Consider the following 21005-nt stretch of genomic DNA (forward strand, 5'->3'; position numbering starts at 1 on the left):
CGCTGCGTGAGACGAACACCCACGCTGTCGGCGAACGAGCGATGTCGCGTCTCGCTCGCGCCGGACGAGCCCGCCCGCAGGGGCGCTGTCCGCGGTGGTGTCGCTCCGGAGCCGGCGGAGCGGCGCTCCGCGGCCCGCTCACACCCAGCCGGTCGTGGCGCGCAGGAGCAGCCCGAGCCCGAGCGACGCGCCGTTCGCGAGCGCCGAGGCCGCGATGGCCTGCGTGGCAGGCAGCTCGCGCAGCGCGAGCCGGTAGACGCCGAGCTCGAGCATCACCGCCCAGAGCTCCGAGAGGGCCAGTCGCGCCGTGGCGCCGAGCGCGAGCGCGGGGAAGATGAACCACACCGCCGGGTGACTCGCGAGGTTGGCGACGACGACGAGCGCGGCGCGGCGGGCTCGTGACCGCTCCGCCGCGCCGAGCAGCGGTGAGGCGACGGCGAGCTCGATGAGCAGCGTGAACGCGAACGCGCGCGCCCAGGCGGCCACCAGCGGATCGGTGAAGACGCGGCTCATGGCGCGGCCGGCTGCGCGGCGATCTCCGGCCCGCCGCGGTCCACCCCGCGCGCGCGCCCGGACCGCTCCTGGCGCGCCTCCGCGGCGCGCCGGCCGACGTCGCCGCGGACATAGAAGTACGCGAGCAGCGCGAGCTCCAGGTACCCGTGGAAGGAGGCGAGCGAGAGCACCAGGTTGCGCGCGCCGAGCGCGCCGCGCAGGGCGCCGAGCAGCACCAGGCCGGCGAGGACCGCCACAGCGGCGAGCCCTGCGTCCCCGAAGTCGCGCCGGAGCGAGCGCGCGGACATGCGGAAGGTGGTTGTCCGCTGGCCCAGGTGATCTTCCTGGGGAATGAGCAGCAGCCAGACCGCGTAATGGACGGACTGCAGGAACGCATAACATGCGGTGAGCGCGACCGCGGAGCGGGTCGGCAGCCCGGGAGCGAGCCAGTCGCTCGCCAGGAAGAGGTGCAGCCCGAAGGCGTCCAGCCACCCCGCGCGCAGGGTGAGCGAGGTCATCGCCCCGCCCGCGAGGAGCGCGGTCCCGGCCAGCACGAGCCCGAGCGGCCAGGCGACCGCGCGCGCCCGGCGGCGGAAGAGCGCGAGCCACAGCGCGAGCGCGACCAGGTTGTGCGCGTGCGCGAGGACGAGCCGGAAGCCGCGCGGCGCGGCGAGCGCCGCCGCCGACAGCGCCACGGCGGCGGCGGCGGCCAGCGCGGCGCGCCGCCACGCGCGCGACGCGAGCGCGCCGGCGACGACCGCGGCGCCGAGCCAGGCGGCGAGCAAAGCGTGCTCGGCGCGGAGCAGCGCCGCGGCCGAGCCGAAGAGCTCCTGGGCGCCCCGCAGCCCCAGGAGCGCGGCGCAGGCCGCCCAGACGACGCCGCGCCACCACGACGGCAGCCCGCGCCGCAGCACGAGGTAGCGCACGTCGGCCGCGACGTGCAGGACGCCGAGCAGGACGGGCCCGAGCACGAGCAGCGCGCTCGGCGCAAAGACCGCCATGGTGAAGGCGCCGAGCGCGTTGGCCGCGGCGACGGTGGCTATCCTGCGATCGGGGCGCGCCACGACAGCGATCGCGAGCTCGCTCCGGCGGAGCAGGCCGAAGAGGCGCCGCCGCGCGCCGTCGAGCGGCGCGACGCCGCGCTCGAGCAGGCGGGCCACGCTCGCGGGCGGAGGACCGGGCGCACCCACGGTCGACGCCCGGTTCAGCGGCGCCGGCGGGCGGTCACGAGCGCCGCGGCGCCGCAGAGCAGCATCAGCCCCGCCATCGCGCCGCCCGAGGCGGCGCCGCTCATGGCGCAGCCGCCGTCGTCCGACGACGCCTTGTCCGCGCCCGCGCTGCCGGCCGACGCCGAGCCCGCGCCCGAGGTCGACGTCGAGCTCCCGCCCGAGGAAATGCACAGATTGCAGTCGTATTCCATCGTGGTGAAGCCGCCGTCCTCGCCCGGCAGCGTTCGCTGGCACTTCTGCTTCGTGCACGTGCCAGGCCCGTTGCCCTCGGGCCCTGCGTTGTTACAGCTCGATCCCGGCGTGTCGCACGCGTCGGGCGGCGGGATGTCCGCCCGCGCTGAAGAGGTGACGAGCGGCGCTGCGAGCAAGGCGGCGATCGCCACGAGGCACGAGGGCTTCATCATCCCGCCACTCTCTGCTTTTCTCCGGAAAACTTCAAGAGCGGTGCCGCCGATCTACGCTCGTTTGTTGCCGTTAGTTGCCGTTAGTTGCCGTTAGTTGCCGTTAGTTGCCGTTAGTTGCCGTTAGTTGCCGCTCGGGCGTGGTGACAGCAGCAGGCGGGCGGGATAGTCTCCGCGCGATGCTCACGATCCGGCGCCGCCAGTCGGCGATGTTCGCGCAGATAGCGGTCGATCGCTTCGTCGGCGAGCTCTCAGCGCACTTCCGCGAGCACTTGCCTCGGCAGTTCGGCGCCCTGGGCGAGGAGGGGGTGCGGGAGGCGATCCGATACGGGATTGGGCGGGCGCGGTCGTACCGCATCGAGAGCGAAGCCGGAGTGCGGGTGTTCGTGCAGCTGATGTTCGTGTTCGGGCCGGCGTTCGATTCGGACCCGAAGCTTCCGTGGGCGTCCCGGTGCCTGAGCGGCGGGGGGGACGAGCGCGCGCGGGTGGGCAGGCTGCTCGACGCCGCCACACGCTCGCGGAGGCAACGAGCGTGAACAACGAGGGCTCGGGGGAACGGCGCCTGTCGCGGTGGACCGCGGTGATCGCGAGCTGGGCCGCGGCGGGTGACGACAATCTCCAACGCTACCTCGATACCGTCGTGACCCCGGAATGGGTCTTGAAGATCGCCACGAGCCCCAAGCTCGGCCAGACCTCGATCTCCTGTAGGCAGGCGCTGGCGCAGAGCGTCGCCCGCGATGATTGGCAGAGGCCACGCGTCCAGCTCGGTCAGGCGATCTCGGTCGCCAAGACCGCCGAAGGCCGGCTCGGGTTCGAGGAAGGCACGCTCGGCGCCTGCGTGCGCTACGGCGGCAAGTTCTTCATCGTGAGCAACGCCCACGTGTTCGGAGCGGGTTCAGGGCTCGACGACAGCGAGGGCTCCCTGGCGGTGGTGTCCGGCGAGACCATCGTCGCCTGGACCCGGCAGTACTCGAGGATCACGCGCAAGGGGGGGAACTTGTATGATGTGGGCTTGGCCCAGCTCGTCCCCGGCACCAAGGTCGAGGCCCACCCCCTCGTCCGAGGGCCCGTCCGGGATCTCGATCAGGAACCGCTGGAGAAGGGCGAGGTGCTGAGCATGTGGACCGGGAGGGGGCTCGTCTGCGGCACGTTCGATTTCGTCGACGAACGTAGACAGTGTTCCTTCGGCGGCAATCTCTATGCGCGCTTCGTCAACGTCGCCGTCCTGAAGAGCCCGAACCCCGTCTCGGTGGCCGGCGAGTCGGGCGGCATCTGGGTGGACAGCCAGGGGCGGCCGGTTCTCCTCAACAATTATGGCAGCGAGGAGGCGGGCGCGGACGGATGGACCGGCGGCGGCCTGCCCTTGTGCTGCACGGTGGGCAGCACGATGGAGTGGCTTCGACGGACGCTGGGCGACGGCGTCACGCTCAGCTTCGACGCGCTCGACGTGCCCGAGAGCGACGAGGAGGCTGCAGAGGGCGCGTTCGATTACCGCCGACACGCGCTCACGGAGCTGGATGCGGCCCTGAAGGGCGCGAAGCCGCCCAAACCCGACGCCGCTCTCGAGCGCGCCCTGGATGAGCACTACCAGCAGGGAGCCAAGGACATCCGCGAGAAGCACACGGTCGTCGAGCTGACGCATCTAGCTCCCCGGCTGCGAGCGCAGATGATGCAGGTGAGGTACGACCACCAGGAGAGGATCGAGGCCGCGAAAGCGAAGCCGGCAGCGACGGCATCGGCAGCTTGGCAGCAGCCCGACCACGAATTCGGTGGGTCCCAGCAGGCCGGGCACCGCCACGTTGACTTCGACAGCTGGGACGAGGTCGAGGAACACGGGGGCGGATTCGTCGGCCACACCAACGCAGGCGACTTCGACAGCTGGGAGGAGGCGGAGAACCCGGTGGGCGGATCCGTCGGCCACACCAACGCAGGCGACTCCGACAGCTGGGAGGAGGCGGAGAACACGGTGGGCGGATCCGTCGGCCAAGGCAACCCCGAGAACCTCGACGTCGACTGGCCTTGGTGAGCTCCGACGGGGGCAGCGCTCCCTGGCCGCAATCATGACACGCAGAGCCATCGCCGCGTCCCCCGAGGACCGATCCGCGGTGGCGAGCCGTCGCGAACGAGCTCGCCCGCCTGGCCCTTGCCAAGAGAATATACCCGGGTAATATTATCGCCGTCATGAGCGATCCGCCGACGTTGCCGACGTTCACCGCCTTCGCCGGCGCCGAGCGCGTCGTCCGCGGCACGCTGGAGGAGACGCTGCGCGAGGCCAAGCGGCGGCTCGACGCGGATCCGGAGCTCCGGCTCCTGATCTTCGAGGACGCCTCGGGGAAGCAGGTCGACTTCGACCTCCGCGGCTCCCTCGAGCAGGTCCTCTCGCGCGCCAGGCCGGAGCGCCCGGCCAGGGCGGGCCCCGGGCGCCCGAAGCTCGGGGTCGTCTCGCGCGAGGTGTCGCTCCTGCCCCGCCACTGGGCGTGGCTCGAGCGCCAGCCGCAGGGGATCTCGGCCGCGCTCCGCAGGCTGGTCGAGGAGGCCAGCAAGCGCGCCCCGGACGAGGACCGCGCCCGGGAGGCCCGCGCCGCCGCCAGCCGCTTCATGTGGGTCATGGCTGGCGACCTGCCCCTGTTCGAGGAGGCGTCGCGCGCGCTCTTCGCTTCGGACAAGCGGCGCTTCACGGAGCTCACCCGCGCCTGGCCCGCGGACGTGCGAGAGCACCTGAACGAGCTCCTGCGCGAGGGCGGGGCCTTCCCTGAAGCGCGCGAGGGCAAACCGCGGCGAACAAGGTAGCCGTGGCCGCCGAGCCGCCATCCACGAGACGGTCAGATACTACCCGGTAAAAATATATGGACACCAACATCGAAGTCGAAGCGCCGTCCGCGCCGCGCGGCGTGCACGACATGACGCAGGGCAAGCCGCGCGTGCACGTCGTGCGCGTCATGCTGTTCATCCTGGCCGGCATGGCGATCCAGACCCTCTATGGCCTGATCGACATCTACTGGGTGGGTCGCCTCGGGAAGGAGGCCGTCGCCGCCGTGGCGGTCTCCAGCAACCTGATGTTCGTCTCCCTGGCCGCGACGCAGATGCTCTCGGTCGGCTGCGTGGCGCTCGTCTCGCAGGCGGCCGGGAGAAAGGAGCACGGCGAGGTGCAGCGCCTGTTCAACCAGGTGCAGAGCCTCGCCACGTGGGCGGGCGCCGTCTTTCTCGTGCTCGGCCTCGCGCTTCACCGCACGTACGCCGAGAGGCTCTCGGGAGACGCCATGACCGCCGAGCTCGCGAGCAGCTTTCTGCTCGCGTTCATTCCGGCGCTCGCGCTGCAGTTCACGATGGTGGGGCTCGGCTCGGCCCTGCGCGGCATCGGCGACATGAAGCCGGGGCTCGTGGCCCAGACCGCGAGCGTGCTGCTCAACATGGTCCTCGCGCCCTTCCTCGTCTTCGGCTGGGTATCGGGGCGCCCGCTCGGCGTGTTCGGCGCGGCCCTCGCCACGCTCCTCGCGACCGCGGCCGCCGTCGTGGGGCTCGCCGTCTATCTGCTGCGCGGCAAGACCTTCCTTCGCCTCCGCCTCGCCGACTGGCAGCCTGACCTCGCCACATGGCGAAGGCTGGTGACCATCGGCTTGCCCTCGGGCGCGGAGTTCTTGTTGCTGGCCGTCACCATGGGCGTGATCTACGTGGTCACGCGCCCCTTCGGCTCGGAGGCGCAAGCCGGGTTCGGCATCGGTCTGCGGCTGATGCAGGCCGGCTTCATGCCTGCCGTGGCGATCAGCTTCTCCGCTGCGGCGGTCGTCGGCCAGAACTATGGCTCCCGCGCCTACGCTCGCGTCCGCGAGACCGCGCTCGAGAGCGTGAAGCTCGTGCTCGGGTTCATGCTCTTCTTCACCCTGGTCTGCCAGGTCTTCCCCGCGCAGCTCGTCGCGCTCTTCTCGCCCGCGCCAGACGTCGTCGCGGCCGGCGTCGACTACCTCCAGGTGACCTCCTGGGGTTACTTCGCGAGCGGCATCGTGTTCGTCTGCGCCGGCGTCTTTCAAGGCCTCGGCAACACCTGGCCTTCGCTCGCCGCCTCGGGGGCGCGCGCGGTCGCGTTCGTCCTCCCCGTGCTCGTCCTGAGCGCGCGGCCCGGCTTCCGCATGCACACCATCTGGCTCGTCTCGGTCGCCACCACGCTCGGCCAGCTCGGGCTCCAGCAGATCCTGCTGCGGCGCGAGCTCGCCCTCAAGGTGCCCGTGTCGCAGTGACGCGCCGCCGGGGGTGCGCGCCGCCATGGCGCGCGGCACGAAGCGCGCGAGGTTCGAGAGGATGTAGCTGCCGAGGCTGTGGATGGCGTATCGCCGTTCGCGAGAAGGCTCGCGGCTACCGCCTCAGAAGAGCACGCGCTCGACTCCGGCCGCGTCGAGGAGGTAGTCCCTGGACGCCTCGAGGCCGGCGCGGAGCCCGCCAAAGTTCACGCCGACGAGCTTGCCTCGCCATTTCCGGATGCTCCCCGCGACGATGACCGTGTCCACGTTGCTGCGGTCCATCAACGTCACCACGGCCCCCGGTACGTTGTTGAGCGGCGCCACATTGATGGCATCCGCTCGCAGCAGGAGGATGTCGGCCTCCTTGCCCGGAGTCAGCGTGCCGACCTTGTGGGAGAGACCGGCCACCCGGGCCCCCTCGACCGTGGCCAGGCGGATGACATCGCGGCACGTGAGGAGCTCGGGCAGATCCGTCTCCCCGGCCAGCGCGCGTTCGTTGATGAGCGCCCGCTGAAGCGTGAAGACGGTCCGCATCTGGGTGAAGAAGTCCGCGGTCATGGTGCACTCGACGTCGGTGCTCAGCGCGGGCTGGACGCCATGATCGAGCGCGGCCTGGATAGGCGGCATGCCGTGCCTCATGGTCATCTCGATCGGGGCCGCGATCGAGACGTTCGCGCCCGAATCGGCGATCGCCTGCCAGGAGGCCTCCGAGATGGCGCTGGCGTGGATGAACTCGAGATCTGGCCCCATCAGGCCCTCGCTCTCGATCTGCTCGATGAGCGTCCCCTGGCCGATGCTGCCGACGAGGTGCGTCACGATGGGCAGGCCGTGCTGGCGCCCGATCGCCCAGGTATCGCGCCACGCGGGGTCGAACACCTCCCCGCCCATGGCCAGGGTCAGGAGCTGGTCGGTCGAGGAGAAGTACTGGCTCTGGATCCGATCGAGATCGTTCGGGAAGATGTTGCCGGGGCCCGCGCCCGGCGAATACACGAAGAGCGCGCGGCGGCCCGAATCCTGCAGCCCACGGATGACGGCATCGGTGTGCTCCGGCGTGTGGCCCACCTGGGACGTGTCGACGACCGTCGTCACCCCGGCATCCAGCTGGCTGAGCGAGGAGGCGAGTATGGCGAGGAAGGCGTCCCGCGGCCGGAAGACCGGCGTGATGGTGAAGTGGATGTAGTCGAGGTAGTTCTTCTCGCCGTGCGGCAGCCCGTCGTTGGCCAGGAGGCCGTCCGAGAGGAAGCTCCGCAGCGCGGTCTGGTACTGGTGGTGATGGGTGTCGACGAACCCCGGCATCACGATCGTGCCCGTCGCGTCGATGATCTCCGCGCCTGGCGCGTGCAGGTGCGGCCCGACCGCGATGATCTTCTTGCCCTGCACGAGCACGTCGCCGCGGGCGAAGTCCCCCACGTTCGGATCCATGCTGAGCACGGCGCCGCCCCTCAGGATGTAACGCCGGTGCGGGGCGCCGGTCCCGTGCGGCATGTCATCCTCGTGCTCCGACCTTCCCCTCGCCGCCGCGGGCGTCGACAAGGCCGCCGCAGCACCGAGCGCTGAAGCTCCCGCCGCGAGAAACCGGCGACGAGACGAGCCCGCCTCGCCCGGCTCTCCGTCGTGGTTCGAGTCGTTTCCACAGAGCTTCTGGCACATACTAAGTTCCTCCTGCTCAGCTCACGCGTCCTTCTGTCGTGCGTCCGCCTCTCGAGACACCGACCGCTGCGTTCTGGTGGGCTGAGCAAAGCAGAGACTAACCCGGTGCGGAAGCCAGGGTCGAGCCTCGTGAGATACGATGCGATGCAGCGCGGAGGTCGTGCGCCTTGTGCCGTTGTACGGTCGCACGGTTGCACGGTCGCACGGCATCGCGCTGGAAGGCCGGATGGAGAATTTCACCCGAGATGCCGTATTACACAGCGAATCTCCCGGTAATGACTACAGAGGAGTATCGAGTGTGATGATGCGGTCGCGGCGAGATCACCTGCCCAGCGCGGTCATCTTCTCGTTGACCCAGCCGTCTCCGGCGAGGGGGTGCACGCCGGCCCCGTCCTGCTCGAGCGCGATCCCCACCGAGAGCAGCCCGCTCTTCACGAGGAACGCCCCCCTGGGGGTCTGCCCGTCGGACTTCGTGAGCCGCCCGCGGATCGCGAGATCGCCCCCCTTTGCCTCCAGCAGCCTGAAATCGACGCCGTCGTCCGCGCGCCTCACCCTCGCGGATGCCTTGAGCCCCTCCATCGTGAGGAGCCCCGCGGCCCAGCCAGGAATGGCATCCTCGGCGTCGAGCAGCATCACGGCCGGCCGCGCGTCCTTGCATTCCACCCGGATCGCCGCCTCCATGAGCCCCCGCTTCACCTCGGCGTCCTCGATGTCGATGTGCGCCCACCAGCCAGGGAGCGCCTCGCCCTCGTGCTCGATCGCGAGGTCCTCGATGTCGATGCGGCCCTTCCGCAGCTTGGCTGCCTGATTCAAGACGTTCGCCGCGTCGAGCGTCATGCGCGCCGCCACGTCGCCCTTCACCCTCGTCCGTTTCCACTGCAGGGCGCCGTGCTTCAACAGCAGGTTCAGCGAGCCCGTCCCCCGGCCCAGCGGGTCCACCTCCAGGCTGCTCCGCAGGAAGGCTGCGCCGCCGGTGAACCGCGGCGCGTCCGGCGCGGCGCCCTCGGCGTTCAGCCAGCGCAGGTCCGGGATGGCCGCGGCGACGACATCCACCTTCGACGCGAACCCCGGCTGCAGCCGCAGGAGGTGGAGCTCCGGCGCGTCGAAGGCGGCGCTCGCCCTCTCCACGACGATGGGCGGCAGCCCGCTTCCCGGGCGCTCGAGCGTCGCGCGGGGCAGCGTCACGGCGAGGCGCGCCGCTCCGCGCTCGTCGACGCGGAGCGCCGCGCGCGCCTCGGCGGTCGCGCGGAGCGACGCGGTGGAGGCCACGAGGTGGCTCGTCTCGTAGGACACGGTGCTGCCCGGCTCGACGCTCCCCCGGTTCACGACGAGGTTCGTCCGGAGCTCTCCGCTCCCGTCGTCGAGCCGGGGTCCGGCGCCATCGCCCGCGGGAAGAGGGATGAAATCGAGCCCCGGCAGCTGCGCGTCGAGGCGGACGCGCGCCCAGGCGGTTTCGAGGACGTCGAGCCCGTCGACGTCCCGCGGATCGAACGTGCTCATCGTCACGTCGGCGTCGGCGTCGAGCCGCGCGACGACGCGATCGGCGACGTGGATCTCGCCCGACCGGAGCTCGAGCGCGACGGGCCCGACGCGAACGGCGCGGAGCGGCTTGTAATAGAACCCTCCCCGCACGCGACCGCCGCCGGCATACCGGACTTGCTGGATCCAGACCTCCTTGAGCGTCGTGTCGATGCCTTCCAGGTGAACCGTCCACAGGTTGTAGCCCTCGTCCGAGCTCTCGAGATCGTGCTTCGGCGGCAGCTCCGGCTTGAGCGGAGGGTTCGCGAACTCCGGGATGGGCGGCAGCGCCTCGATGTGCGGCGCCTCCAGATCGCGCTCGCTCGTCGGATCCACGAGCATCCGCAGCCGGAACACGAAGCCCCTGGCGCGGATGTCCTCCGCATAGAATTTCTTCCGGAGGAGATCGGTCAGGTGGATATCGACGTCCGCTTCGTCGAGCTCCACCGCCCACTGAAGCACGCTGTCGGAGCCGCTGAGCCGGAGCTCTTTCACGTGAACGACGCCCGGCCAGAGGCTCCACGCCGAGCCGTAGTAGAGCGAGGCGTCGACGGGGTTTTCGCTGACGAGCCTCGCGATGAGCCCCGTGCTCAGCATGATGTTCACGACGACGACGTAGCCGAGCCAGAGCGCCAAAGGCAGGATCAACAGCGCCTTCAGCGCCCTCCTGGCCCGTGGCTCGAGCCGCCCGCTGAGCGCAGGTGAGGACTTCAGCGCGGCGGCTTCGGGCAGGAGCGCGTGCATGAGCGCATGGATCGCACGCGCCATGCCGCGAGCTGAGCCGCGGCGCGAGGGGGCGAGCTCAGGGCTGGCCGTGGCGATATGCCCCGCTCGTGGCGAACGTCGACATGCGCGGACCGCGGTGGGGCCCGATCTCGCGCGGACGTGCCCGGAAATGGCCTTGCCGCGAGCGCTCGGCCTCCGTCGGACCCGGCAGGCACCCGGCTTGCTAACCCCGCGAACGCCGGCGCTGGCGAGCCTGTCGCGCGTCGACGCCGCTGGAGGTCCGCTGGAGTCGATCTTCCAGCTTCCAGCCATCACCCGAGGTCATCATGAACCACACTGTCCATCACGACCTGAACGACGAAGAAGCGAAGTGCGCCGTCCTGCGGGCGATGGCGAAGTATTGTGATCGATACGCGGAGTACGCTCCCTCCATCTTCTGGAGCGATGAGCGGCGCGCGGATCTCAGCCTCTCCTTCAAGGGCTTCACGCTCTCCGGGCGGCTCGAGCTCCGGCCCAGGGCCGTCGACTTCGCGATCGACATGCCGCTGCCGCTGCGCATGTTCAACCGGATGGCGATCGCGGCGATCGACGCCGAGGTGAGGCGGTGCATCGATGACGCGCACCGCGATCGCGCGCGGCGGCGCGCTCCGAGCGCGGTCGCGCAGGAGGCGCTCTGAGCGGTCCGCGCCATGAAGAGCGGAAGCGCCACGACCCCCCATGAAGGGCGCCGCCCGCGGAGCGCCCCGCGCCGCGAGCGGCGCGGAGCAGCGAGCGGCGTCGTCCTGCGCCGGCGCCGCGTCAGCGTGTCGGTCGAGTCCGTCGAGACGGTCGAGCTCGCCCGCGCGGACGGCGAGCTCGCGGGGACAGAGCAGCTCACCCCGTCACCGGTCGAGTCCGCCGAGTCGGCCGGGCTCCGGTACGTGAACGACGGTGAGCCGGGAATCTCCAGGCGAGGGGCGGGCAAGGGCTTCCGTTACGTCGACGCCGACGGTCGCCCCGTCAAGGACGAGGCGACGCTCGCGCGCATCCGCCGCCTCGCGATCCCGCCCGCGTGGACCGAGGTGTGGATCTGCCGGAGCGAGCGCGGGCACATCCAGGCGACAGGGCGGGACGCGCGCGGCCGGAAGCAGTACCGGTATCACCCGCGCTGGCGCGAGGTCCGCGACGAGACGAAGTACGACCGCATGCTCGCGTTCGGCGCGGCGCTCCCGGCGATCCGCGCGGCGAGCGAGCGCGATCTCGCGCTGCCTGGCCTGCCGCGCGAGAAGGTGCTGGCGGCCGTGGTGCGCCTGCTCGACGAGACGTCGATCCGCATAGGAAACGACGAGTACGCGCGCGACAACGACTCGTATGGACTCACCACGCTCCACGACGAGCACGTCGAGATAGAGGGGAGTCTCATCAGGTTCCACTTCAGGGGCAAGGGCGGCAAGGAGCACGCGATGACGGTGCGGGATCGGCGGCTCGCCCGCATCGTCAAGCGCTGTCAGGACGTGCCCGGCCACGAGCTGTTCCAGTACATCGACGGCGAGGGCCGGCGGCAAAGGATCCATTCGGACGACGTGAACGAGTACCTGCGCTCGGTCGCTGGCCACGACTTCACGGCGAAGGACTTCCGCATCTGGACCGGCACCGTGCTGTGCGCGTCGTTCTTCTGCGAGATGGAGATCGCGAGCTCGGTCCGCCAGGTGAAGAAGCGCGTGGCGCAGGTGATCGACAGGGTGTCCGCCCGCCTGGGCAACACACGCGCGGTCTGCCAGCGTTGTTACGTCCACCCCGCCGTGATCCGCGCCTACACGGAGGGCGCCCTGCAGTCCCTGATCGACGCGGAGGAGGCCGTCGCGGACGGGGCGGTCGCGGCGCTCAGGCCCGAAGAGGCGAAGATGCTCCGGATCGTCCGCGGCTTCGGCGAGCGAGAGGCGGTGCCGCTCGTGACCCGCCTCCGCGAGAGCGTGCGCTCGGCGCGCGCGGTGAACGCGCGGCGAGCCGGCAAGAGCGCGAAGCGTCCCCCCGGGGAACGACGCGCCGCGGCCTGAGCCGCGCCGCGGCGAGCGCCGCACGAGCGCCGCAGCCTGAGCCGCGCCGCGGCGAGCGCGCAGCGGCCGCGCGGGGATGCGCCGCGCCCCGCTGTTGCCGACGGGTCTGCCGTGTCGTCGCGTCACAGCGTGATCGCCTCGCTGTGGCATCGTGCCGCGGACGCGACGGGCGCTGTTGCTGGGGTCGCGAGCGGCCCGCGATCTCCCGCCGGGTACGCGTGCGGTACGGTTCGTGTTGTGCGCAGCTCCTTGGAAACCAGCGCGCGCGGCGCGAACCCTCAGCCAAGGAGGTCTGCATGGCGAGCCAGAGGTTGATCACCGGGATGGTGCGAGCACGTGGGGAGGCCGAAGACGTCGTCCGGCGCATCCTGGACAGCGGGCACACGCGATGGGACGTCTGCGCCATCGTGAGCGAGGCGACGCGCCGCCAGCACATCTTGCGCTCGCGCGCATACGGTGCGGCCTCGCACGGGAGCGCGCTGACCTCCGTCCTCGCCGCGGCGAGCGCGGGGCTCGTGGTCCCGGGGCTGCGGCTCGCGGTGGCCGGCCCCATCGCGGTGAGGCTCGCGGACGCGAGCTCGGCGAGCGAGACGGCCAGCCTGAGCAGCGTGCTCGTCGACGCCGGGATCCCCGAGCAGAGCGCGCCGGAGATCGAGAGGCGCCTCAAGGAAGGCGCGATGCTCCTCGGCGCCCTCGCGCGCGACGAGAAGGACGCCGCGGCGCTGCGCGCGATCCTGCGAGACGGAGGCAACGGCGAGTTCTGCGGCACGGGCAAGGGAGCCCGCGTCTTCGCCGCGCTGTGAGCCGTCGCCGGCTCGATGAGCTCGCTTCATGACCGTGAAGTCCTGGACATTGGAACGGGACTTGAAGGGAATGAAAGGGTTCAGCCGAGACTGATGCAGTACAAGGCGAACATGTACCCCTGAGGCAACGGGGGCGCGCGCCTTCCCGCAGCGGCGACGATCCCTGGCGATCGCGGCTCCTGCGTGGACGTATGGCGTGGTGGCCCACCTTGGGAGGTAAGGAGGAGAGAGGAATCGGGCGTTCACCAGACATCTCAGGAGAGTACCCATGGAACCGGTCGCATTCGCAGACGAGAGCGTGGGCCTGGACGGACTCATCGACGATGACTCGATCGAGCAGCTCAAATCGTTCTGCCGCGGCGAGATGTCCGCGGTCGAGACCTACCGTCAGGCCATCGCCGCGGCGCGCCAGGGCTGGGTTGCTCACCACCTCCGGCTGAACCTCGCGTCGCACGAGGCGCGGGTGAAGGTGCTGCGCCGGCGGATCGAGGAGCTCGGAGGCGACCCCCCGGCGAGCTCCGGGCCATGGGGCGCGTTCGCCAAGGCCGTCGAGGGGACCGCGCTGGCGCTCGGCCACAAGACGGCGCTCTCGGCGCTGGCCGAGGGGGAGGAGCACGGCCTGAAGGACTACCGGAACGACATCGAGGAGCTCGACACCGAGTCGCACGCCCTGGTGCGGGACGTGATCTTGCCGCAGCAGGTATCGACGCGCCGCTCGCTCGCGGATCTCAAGCGGCAGCTGCCGTGACGCGCGGAGCCGCCGGTGGATTGTTCCGGCGGGTCCTCCGTGCGATACTTTCGGGCGTATGGGCAGGGCTGCGCTGGACATCACCCGACTGAGCCGCGACGAGCAGCTCGACCTCCTCGACGAGTTATGGACGAGCCTCGGGCGAGACCCTGACGCGCTGCCTCTCAGCGACGCCCAGCGGGTCGAGCTCGATCGGCGCCTCGATGAGCTCGAGGCCGAGGGGCCAGCCGGGCTCACCTGGGATGAGGTCGTCGCCCAAGCGCGCGCTCGGTCACGGTGAGGCCGTACCTCGTTCGGCCCGCCGCTGCGGCGGACATCGCGCGGGCATATGCCTGGTACGAGCGAGAGCGCGACGGTCTAGGAGAGGAGTTCCTCGTGGAGGTCCGCGCGGCGATGCAGGCGGTCGTCGAGGCGCCGACGGCCTGCGCCGTTCTGCACCGCCAAACACGACGAGCGCTCGTCCGGCGCTTCCCCTATGGGCTGTTCTTTCGTCTGATGGATGACGTCGTCGTCTTCGTCGCGTGCTTTCACACGCGCCGAAGACCCGAGTCATGGAAGCGGAGGCGCTGAGGGCAACGTCGGTCGTGGGACGCGGGGCGAACTCCCCCGCTCAGCCCTTCGCGTCGTACCCCGCCTGGAGCAGCTTCGCGATCGTGGAGAGCTGCATGTTCGACGTCCCCTCGTAGATCTTCCCGATCTTCGCGTCGCGGTAGAGCTTCTCGACAGGATAGTCCTTGGTGAAGCCGACGCCGCCCATGAACTCGATACAGAGCGACGCCGTCCGCTCGGCCACCTCGGACGCGAACAGCTTGGCCATCGCCGCCTCCTTCACGAAAGGCTGGCCCGCGTCCTTGAGCCGCGCGGCGTTGTAGACGAGGAGGCGCGCGGCCTCGATCTCCATGGCGACGCGCGCAACCTGGAACTGCACGCCCTGGAAGCTCGCGATCGGCTGCCCGAACTGCTTCCGCTCGCCGATGTAGCGCATCGCGTGGTCGAACGCCCCCGCGGCCAGGCCGAGCATCTGCGCGCCGATGCCGATACGGCCCTCGTTCAGCGTCTCGATGGCGATCTTGTAGCCCTTGCCGACCTCGCCGATCACGTTGCCCTCCGGCACCTCGCAGTCCTCGAGGACGAGCTCGCACGTGCTGGAGGCGCGGATCCCGAGCTTGTTCTCCTTCTTGCCCACCGAGAAGCCGGGGAAGGATCGCTCGACCACGAAGGCCGTGATGCCCTTGTAGCCCTTCGTCGGATCGACGTTGGCGAACACAAGGAACACCGAGCTCTCGTTCGCGTTCGTGATCCAGAGCTTGCGGCCGTTCAGGATCCAGCGGTCGCCCCGGCGCTCGGCGCGGGCCGCGAGGGCGAACGCGTCCGAGCCGGAGCCCGCCTCGCTCAGCGCATACGAGCCGACCCAGTCGCGGGAGAGCCGCGGGAGGTACCTCTCCTTCTGCGCCTCGGTGCCCCAGCGGAGGAACGCATTGGCCACCAGGGTGTTCTGCACGTCGACGAGCACGCTCACGCTCGGGTCGACCACGGCGAGCGCCTCGATCGCGAGGATCGCGCTGAAGAAGCCCGCGCCCGAGCCCCCGTACGCCTCCGGGATCTCGATCCCCATGAGGCCGAGCTCGAACAGCGGAGGGAGCAGATCGTGGTCGAGCGCGCCCTCTTCGTCCATCGCCGCCGCGCGCGGCGCGACGCGCTTCCGGGCGAAATCAAGCACCGAGTCGCGGAAGAGGCGCTCCTCGTCGGAGAGCTGGGTGAGCGGGGGGTGGGACACGACGGTTTCTCCTTGTGGGCCCATGGCGCGGCGCGGCGCCATGGCGGCGTCGCCCCACTATGCTACGCGAGGGCCACGAGCGAAAGCCGTTCGAGCGCGCCCCGCCCGGTCATCGCCGCGGCGCAACGCAGGCCACGCCGCGCCGGCGGCGGACGGGGCGCGCCGCTCCGAGCCGCCTCATCCGTTGTGTCGCCGCGCGCTCCGGGGTCGGGATCGTCCAGGCTGCCACGCGCGTTGCTTCACCTGGACGCTCACGCGCGCTTGCCCGCGGGCGCGTCGCGCCGGCGGCACCGGAGCAGCGTGTGGGCGAGGCCGAGGTGGTCGATCTCCGCCTCGACGACGAGGCCCGCCTCGTCGATGCAACGCCGGATATCGGCGGCGCTGTACATGCGGCTGTTCCCGTTCGCCAGGCACGTGAAATACAGGGAAGAGCCGTGAAGACAGTGGACCGCCACCTCGTTCGCCTGCCGATCCCAGAACGTGTCGAGGATCCAGAGCACCGTCTCGTCCCCCATGGCCGACGCGGCCCGCCGGAGGATCTGCAGGATGTCCGCCTCGGAGAAGCACACGAGGAACTGGCTCATCCAGATGGCGTCGAAGCCCTTCGGGAACGCCTGGCCGTGATCCAGGAAATCGATGGGGGTGCCCATGATCCGGCCGAGCAGGCCGTGCTGTTCGACGTTGACGCGCGCGTCCTCGAGCTGGCCCGGCAGGTCGAGCAGCGTGACGCGCACGTCGGGGTCGTGCGTGCAGCACTGGATCGCCCACCGCCCCGTGTTGCCGCCGATGTCGAGGAGCGTCCTCGGCCTCCGCTCGAACACGACGGGCAGCGCCTCGGGGAACGCGGAGTCGGAGTAGAGGTGATCGAACGCAAACCAGCTCTCCCTCACCTTCGGCGGGAGCGCCGGGAGCGCCTCATAGACCGTCGGCCACTCGCCAAAGACCTTCAGGCCAGCCGGCTTGCCGTCCTCGATGGCCTCGTCGAGAAAGCGCATGCCCTCGTAACAGACGTCATGGATGAAATCCATGTTGATGCGGGTCATCCTGTCATTCTCGACGATGAGCCCGACCCGCGTGATCGTGTAGCGCTCGCCACGCTCTCGCGGCTCTGCATGGGCGTTTGCGCCGCTCGCGGCGTTTGCGCCGCTTCCGCTGCCTGCGCCGCCTGCGCGCTCCACCAGGCCGAAGCTCAGGCTCGCCTCCAGCAAGGTCTTGGCGGCATAGGCGGAGAGGCCGGTGTCCTGGGCCACCTCCGCCGGTGTCCTGCCGCCCTTGCCAGCGCGCTGGAGCGCTTTGAGGACGCCGCGGTTTCGCATCACCCGCGCCACCTGGAACATGACGGGCGCAAACGCGATGCGCTGGGCGGCGAGCATGGCGTCGAGGGTGGGATTCGGGGCGGGATCGTTCTTCATCGAGCTCCGGTCGTCGGGGGTGGGGTCAAGGCTAGGGTGCACCCTAGCGCTGGAGGAGCAAGACGAAGCCGCAGACGCCCGTGAACAGCAGCGCGCACTCTGCCCGACCCTCGTCGGCGAGCGAGATCCCCGTCACGCCGCAGAGCATGCCGAACACGAGGCTCGCCACGCTGATCCGCCGCCGCTGGTCGATCGACCGGACCCGCGGCGGAGTGGGCGGTCTCGTGCGGTACGGGCTTGCCACCCCGTGATGATACCACCAGCGCCGCGATCACAAGGACGCCGCCGCGATGTCGAACAGCTCCTCGTCGGTGAGCGGCAGCGGGTTCGCCTTCATGCTGCTCGCCGCCCTGGCCTTCGCGACCAGCGCCGGGAGGTCCGCCTCAGCCATGCCGTAGCGCCGGAGCCCCGGGATCGCGAGGTCACGGCAGAGCTCGCGGACCCAGGCGATCCCTTCCTCGGCGCTGGCTCCGGCGCGCCCCGTGACGAGCGCGGCCAGCTCGTCGAAGCGCGGCAGCGCGCGGTGCGCCGGGTCGCGCGCGCGCAGCGCCCGCAGGTTGACCTCCAGGACGGCGGGTAAGAGCGCCGCGCACACCGCGCCGTGCGGCGCGTCGTACATGCCGCCCGCGGGCCCCGCGAAGCCGTGGACGGCCCCGAGGCCGGCGTTCGCGAGGCAGAGGCCGCCGAGCAGGCTGGCGATCGCGAGGTCGTCCCGGGCCGGCGCGTCGGCGCCCTCCAGGACCGCGCGGCGCAGCGAGCGCGCCGAGCGGCGGATGCCCTCGCGCGCGAGGCCGTCCGTGAGCGGGTTGCTGCGGCTCGACAGGAACGGCTCGATGAGCTGCGAGAGCGCGTCGAGCCCGCTCGACGCGAGCACCCCGGGCGGGGCGCCGGCGAGCAGGTCGGGGTCGACCACCGCGAGGCGCGGCAGCATGTGCGGGCTGCGCAGGCTCGCCTTCACGCCGGCCTCCCGCGACGCGAGCACCGCGTTGCGCGTCACCTCCGCGCCGGTGCCCGCGGTCGTGGGGATCGCCACGAACGGCACGGACGGCCTGGAGAGCGCTCCCCCCTTGCCGATGACCTCCAGGTAATCGAGCGGGTCGCCGCCGTTCGCGACGAGCGCGGCGATCGCCTTGCCGGCGTCGATCGCGCTGCCGCCGCCGAGCGCCACGACGACGTCGCACCGCTCGGCCGCGGCCCGCGACGTCCCCTCGCGCGCGATGTCCACCGTGGGCTCGCCCGCGACGGCGAAGCGCACCGCGGCGACGCCCGCCGCGGCGAGCGCGGCGAGGAGCGGCGTGGCGCGGCCGGGATCCTGCCCGGTGACGACGAGCGCCCGCGTCCCGCCGAGGCCGCGCACGGCCGCGGGGACCTCGGCGACTTTGCCCGCGCCGAAGGCGATGCGCGTCGCGGTGGCGAACTCGAAGGCGGGCTCATGGCCGGGAGGCGTCATGTCAATACCCCGCGTCGTCAGGGAAGACATTGACGTATTTCCGGCTGGTCCGCGGCTCGGCCATCATCTCCGCGACGGTGTCCCGCCACCGCTGGTAATGCGCCGTTTCCTTGTGTGCGGCCGGCGCTTCCTTGGTCCTGTAGACCTCGACGAGCACGAACCGCGCGGGATCCTCGGTGTCCTGGACGACGTCGAACCGGGCGATCCCCGGCTCCTTGACGCTCTCGCGTGCGTTCTCGAGCGTCGCGCTCCGGAAGGCGTCGACGAGCTCGGGTCTGACACGTACATGCACATGCACGACGAACAGGCTGTTGGACATGCGCGCAATCTAGCTCGGGCGCGCCGCCGCAGGAACCCGGCTCGCGCCGCGGCCGGCCTTCCGGGAGAGCGCGCGCGGGCTCGGCCGAGCGCGCTGCCTCCGGGCGGGGCGCGGCGGCGGGGGGCAGGGCGGGCGCGCGGGTGGCGGGGCGGCCGGCAGAGCGCCGTCGCTCCCTGCGTGGACTCCCGACTTGGCCCGGCCGGCTCGCGCACTACGATCGTCGTGACCCGGCGTGCGGCTCGGCAAGCGTCGAGTGCATGAGCGCCGCGAGCGAGGAAGGTCGATATGGCGGATCCGACCCCGGAGAGCCCGCAGCCCGATGCGGCGCGGTCCATCGCGCTGCATTCCATCGAGTTCAGGTCCGATCACGGTCTCCTGAAGGACTGCAAGGGGGAGAGCGGCTGGAGGAACGAGGGGGCCCCGTGCCCACGGCCGGAGTGGACATCGGGGGGCGCCGTCCCCCTCTCGATCTCGATGGGGCGGCACATCGTCGTCCGGCTCCAGCTCGCGCAGCGCGACGCGTACAGCGCGGCGGCGGCCGAGATCCGCGCCGTGGGGCCGGGGGGCATCGCCCTCGAGAGCCGCGGTGGCGGGGCCGTCGCCGCGCCGCTCGATCTCTTCTCCTCGCGGAAGATCGGGAGGAAGATCCAGAAGTTCAACCTCGCCCTGAGCTGGTCTGCAGGGGCGGGAGCTACGGTGTCGCCCGCCCGGACCTCGAACGTCGTCTATGTCACGATGGGTAGGCCCCAGACCGACAGACAGGATGTCTGGCAGGAAGATGGGGTGACCTTGAAGCGGATGGACAGGGCGGTTTCCTGGATCGCGCCGATGGAAACCCTCAATCCCCACGAGATCGTGGAGGGGGTCATGGCCAGGTTCCCGACGTACACGCTCCTGCCGAGCCCGAGGGTGCCCCGGAAGTACCGTCACCCGACGTACATGAACGACGAGGGCGGCGCCTGGCCGATGACCGATCACGTGGAGGAGAGCGGGGAGTGCCAGGCGATCGTCCGCCTCCTCCGCGGCATGCTGCGCCAGCTCGGGATCCCGGGGCGGACGCGCATGATCGTGGTCTGGGGCGACCCCAACGTGGGCGGCGGGCGCAGGACGCTGTCGGCCGATGTCGAGCAGAACCCGTGGGCGGGGCTCGACGTCACGAAGGTCGAGGGCGGCCGCGTGTGGCGCGCCGCGCTCGTCGACGGGCCGGTGGAGGTGGGGAGGACCTATCCGGCGTCCCATACGCGCCTCCCCGACGGGACGCTCAGCCCGGGGCTCAACCGGTACGAGGCGTGCCTCGAGTTCTCCCACGGCGGCGTGACCAGGTATTACGCGGGGGGCGCCGGCGTGTTCGATTCCGTGGAGCCGATCCTGGGCGTCTTCTGGGGGCTCATCTGGTTCAGCTCGGCGCCGGACGACGGGTACCGCGTGGAGCAGATCGTGGCGACCTACAGAAACGGAGGCTGGGGATGAGCGCGGACGCATTTCACAAGCAGGACGTCGACGCGAAGATCGCGGGGTGGCTCGCGGCCGTGGCGCGCGTCTCGCTGGATGGCTTCACGCCCGTCGAGCGGTTCGACGACGTGCCGGCCCAGGCGCGCGCGGAGTCGTTCCACTGGTGCGACTCCATCTTCCGGGACGAGCTCAACCCGCACGGCGAGGCCGTGAAGGCGCGCCACGCGTTCCATGCCGCCACGGACGATACGCCCGACCTGCTCCGCCACGAGTACGCCGCGGGCGGGCTCGGGCTCACCGTCATCGAGGGGCGCAACTTCATTCTCGTCCAGGTCGATCGCGCGAGCCTCGATATCCTCTCTCTCTGCGGTCCAGACCGCGCCGCCGCCGTGCGCCGGGTGGCGGAGGCGCTCTTCAACACGGGCGTGGAGTCGAGCGCGGTGGGCATTCCGGTGACCTCCGGCCCGGCGGCCTGCCCGGACGCCGCCGGGACACAGGAGCTCGAGGAAGGGACGGTGTTTTCGAGCAATCCGGCCGTGGACCCGGATCTCCTCACCTGCTGGAAAGACCGCACGGAGTGCGGTGTTCAGGGCGGAAGGCTCTACTTCCTCTGCTACAAGAAATCATCCCAGCGCGTGGGGTTCGCGAACGCGTGGCAATGGTTCGACGACCGGAGGGCCGGGGTCGGGTGAGGCGGGGGTAGGCGCGGAGCGCGCGGGAAAGCGCGGGGACGTGCGGGGACGTACGAGAACGTGGA

22 protein-coding genes are annotated in these 21005 nt (G+C 70.9%); 12 read left to right on the forward strand and 10 right to left on the reverse strand.

All coding sequences use genetic code 11. From position 1 onward, the window contains the following. Positions 1–138 precede the first annotated feature (138 nt). Genes WMF22_RS06575 through WMF22_RS06585 form a run of 3 tightly spaced genes read right to left on the reverse strand, consistent with a single transcriptional unit; the run spans position 139 to position 2125 of the window. Positions 139–513: a hypothetical protein gene (locus WMF22_RS06575; RefSeq protein WP_438035213.1), complete on the reverse strand. Its 375-nt coding sequence runs from the start codon at positions 511–513 to the stop codon at positions 139–141. Then, positions 510–1682: a hypothetical protein gene (locus WMF22_RS06580; RefSeq protein WP_438035214.1), complete on the reverse strand. Its 1173-nt coding sequence runs from the start codon at positions 1680–1682 to the stop codon at positions 510–512. Before WMF22_RS06580 ends, WMF22_RS06575 begins: the two co-directional genes overlap by 4 nt. 14 nt (positions 1683–1696) lie before the next feature. Continuing rightward, positions 1697–2125, reverse strand: a complete 429-nt coding sequence (locus tag WMF22_RS06585) for a hypothetical protein (RefSeq protein WP_437298246.1) — start codon at positions 2123–2125, stop codon at positions 1697–1699. 176 nt (positions 2126–2301) lie between these two features. Between WMF22_RS06585 and WMF22_RS06590 the strand changes: the two genes are divergently transcribed. From WMF22_RS06590 to WMF22_RS06605, 4 genes are all read left to right on the forward strand, one after another. After that, positions 2302–2658 (forward strand): hypothetical protein, encoded by a 357-nt coding sequence (locus WMF22_RS06590; RefSeq protein ID WP_437298247.1) that lies wholly within the window; start codon positions 2302–2304, stop codon positions 2656–2658. Positions 2659–2702: 44 nt separating this feature from the next. Then, positions 2703–4148, forward strand: a complete 1446-nt coding sequence (locus WMF22_RS06595; protein ID WP_438035215.1) for a hypothetical protein — start codon at positions 2703–2705, stop codon at positions 4146–4148. Positions 4149–4303: 155 nt separating this feature from the next. Further along, positions 4304–4912, forward strand: a complete 609-nt coding sequence (locus tag WMF22_RS06600; protein ID WP_438035216.1) for a DUF2239 family protein — start codon at positions 4304–4306, stop codon at positions 4910–4912. A 56-nt stretch (positions 4913–4968) separates the two neighbouring features. Continuing rightward, positions 4969–6357, forward strand: coding sequence for an MATE family efflux transporter (locus WMF22_RS06605; RefSeq protein WP_438035217.1), 1389 nt, complete (start codon positions 4969–4971; stop codon positions 6355–6357). A gap of 123 nt (positions 6358–6480) precedes the next feature. On the opposite strand, the gene WMF22_RS06610 is transcribed toward WMF22_RS06605, so the two are convergent. Together WMF22_RS06610 and WMF22_RS06615 are read right to left on the reverse strand one after the other, a co-directional pair. Beyond that, complete coding sequence (locus WMF22_RS06610; protein ID WP_438035218.1) at positions 6481–8007, reverse strand: amidohydrolase family protein; 1527 nt, start codon at positions 8005–8007, stop codon at positions 6481–6483. A gap of 321 nt (positions 8008–8328) precedes the next feature. Further along, the gene (locus WMF22_RS06615; protein WP_438035219.1) at positions 8329–10293 is read right to left on the reverse strand and encodes a hypothetical protein; all 1965 of its coding nucleotides are present in this window, start codon (positions 10291–10293) and stop codon (positions 8329–8331) included. Between the two features lie 284 nt (positions 10294–10577). On the opposite strand from WMF22_RS06615, the gene WMF22_RS06620 reads away from it, so the two are divergent. The 6 genes from WMF22_RS06620 to WMF22_RS06645 all read left to right on the forward strand — a co-directional run bounded on the left by WMF22_RS06620 (position 10578) and on the right by WMF22_RS06645 (position 14408). Then, positions 10578–10928: a polyhydroxyalkanoic acid system family protein gene (locus WMF22_RS06620; RefSeq protein ID WP_437298253.1), complete on the forward strand. Its 351-nt coding sequence runs from the start codon at positions 10578–10580 to the stop codon at positions 10926–10928. Between the two features lie 12 nt (positions 10929–10940). Beyond that, the gene (locus WMF22_RS06625) at positions 10941–12287 is read left to right on the forward strand and encodes a DNA topoisomerase IB (RefSeq protein ID WP_438035220.1); all 1347 of its coding nucleotides are present in this window, start codon (positions 10941–10943) and stop codon (positions 12285–12287) included. 296 nt (positions 12288–12583) lie between these two features. Continuing rightward, positions 12584–13090, forward strand: a complete 507-nt coding sequence (locus tag WMF22_RS06630) for a hypothetical protein (protein ID WP_438035221.1) — start codon at positions 12584–12586, stop codon at positions 13088–13090. 268 nt (positions 13091–13358) lie between these two features. Next, positions 13359–13838 carry a DUF2383 domain-containing protein gene (locus tag WMF22_RS06635; RefSeq protein ID WP_012233797.1) on the forward strand — a complete coding sequence of 160 codons (480 nt, stop codon included), beginning with the start codon at positions 13359–13361 and terminating at the stop codon, positions 13836–13838. Positions 13839–13896: 58 nt separating this feature from the next. Continuing rightward, complete coding sequence (locus tag WMF22_RS06640) at positions 13897–14118, forward strand: addiction module protein (protein ID WP_437298256.1); 222 nt, start codon at positions 13897–13899, stop codon at positions 14116–14118. Then, on the forward strand, positions 14115–14408 hold the full coding sequence (locus WMF22_RS06645; RefSeq protein WP_437298257.1) for a type II toxin-antitoxin system RelE/ParE family toxin: 294 nt from the start codon (positions 14115–14117) through the stop codon (positions 14406–14408). The genes WMF22_RS06640 and WMF22_RS06645 overlap by 4 nt, the downstream gene beginning before the upstream one ends. Positions 14409–14448: 40 nt before the next feature. On the opposite strand, the gene WMF22_RS06650 is transcribed toward WMF22_RS06645, so the two are convergent. The 5 genes from WMF22_RS06650 to WMF22_RS06670 all read right to left on the reverse strand — a co-directional run bounded on the left by WMF22_RS06650 (position 14449) and on the right by WMF22_RS06670 (position 18796). Continuing rightward, a complete protein-coding gene (locus WMF22_RS06650) occupies positions 14449–15615 on the reverse strand; it encodes an acyl-CoA dehydrogenase (protein WP_437298258.1) in 1167 nt (388 codons plus the stop codon). A gap of 251 nt (positions 15616–15866) precedes the next feature. Continuing rightward, positions 15867–17027, reverse strand: a complete 1161-nt coding sequence (locus WMF22_RS06655) for a class I SAM-dependent methyltransferase (RefSeq protein WP_438035222.1) — start codon at positions 17025–17027, stop codon at positions 15867–15869. Positions 17028–17070: 43 nt separating this feature from the next. Then, positions 17071–17271 carry a hypothetical protein gene (locus tag WMF22_RS06660; protein WP_437298260.1) on the reverse strand — a complete coding sequence of 67 codons (201 nt, stop codon included), beginning with the start codon at positions 17269–17271 and terminating at the stop codon, positions 17071–17073. 27 nt (positions 17272–17298) lie between these two features. Beyond that, positions 17299–18477, reverse strand: coding sequence for an iron-containing alcohol dehydrogenase (locus WMF22_RS06665; RefSeq protein ID WP_437298261.1), 1179 nt, complete (start codon positions 18475–18477; stop codon positions 17299–17301). Position 18478: 1 nt separating this feature from the next. After that, entirely contained in the window at positions 18479–18796 is a 318-nt protein-coding gene (locus WMF22_RS06670; RefSeq protein ID WP_012233804.1) for a putative quinol monooxygenase, read from the reverse strand. Positions 18797–19081: 285 nt separating this feature from the next. Between WMF22_RS06670 and WMF22_RS06675 the strand changes: the two genes are divergently transcribed. Continuing rightward, positions 19082–20266, forward strand: coding sequence for a hypothetical protein (locus WMF22_RS06675; protein ID WP_438035223.1), 1185 nt, complete (start codon positions 19082–19084; stop codon positions 20264–20266). After that, positions 20263–20940, forward strand: a complete 678-nt coding sequence (locus WMF22_RS06680) for a hypothetical protein (protein WP_438035224.1) — start codon at positions 20263–20265, stop codon at positions 20938–20940. The genes WMF22_RS06675 and WMF22_RS06680 overlap by 4 nt, the downstream gene beginning before the upstream one ends. Positions 20941–21005: the final 65 nt, after the last annotated feature.

This window comes from Sorangium sp. So ce204 (genome assembly GCF_051526795.1).
Taxonomy (GTDB): Bacteria; Myxococcota_A; Polyangia; order Polyangiales; family Polyangiaceae; genus Sorangium; species Sorangium cellulosum_B.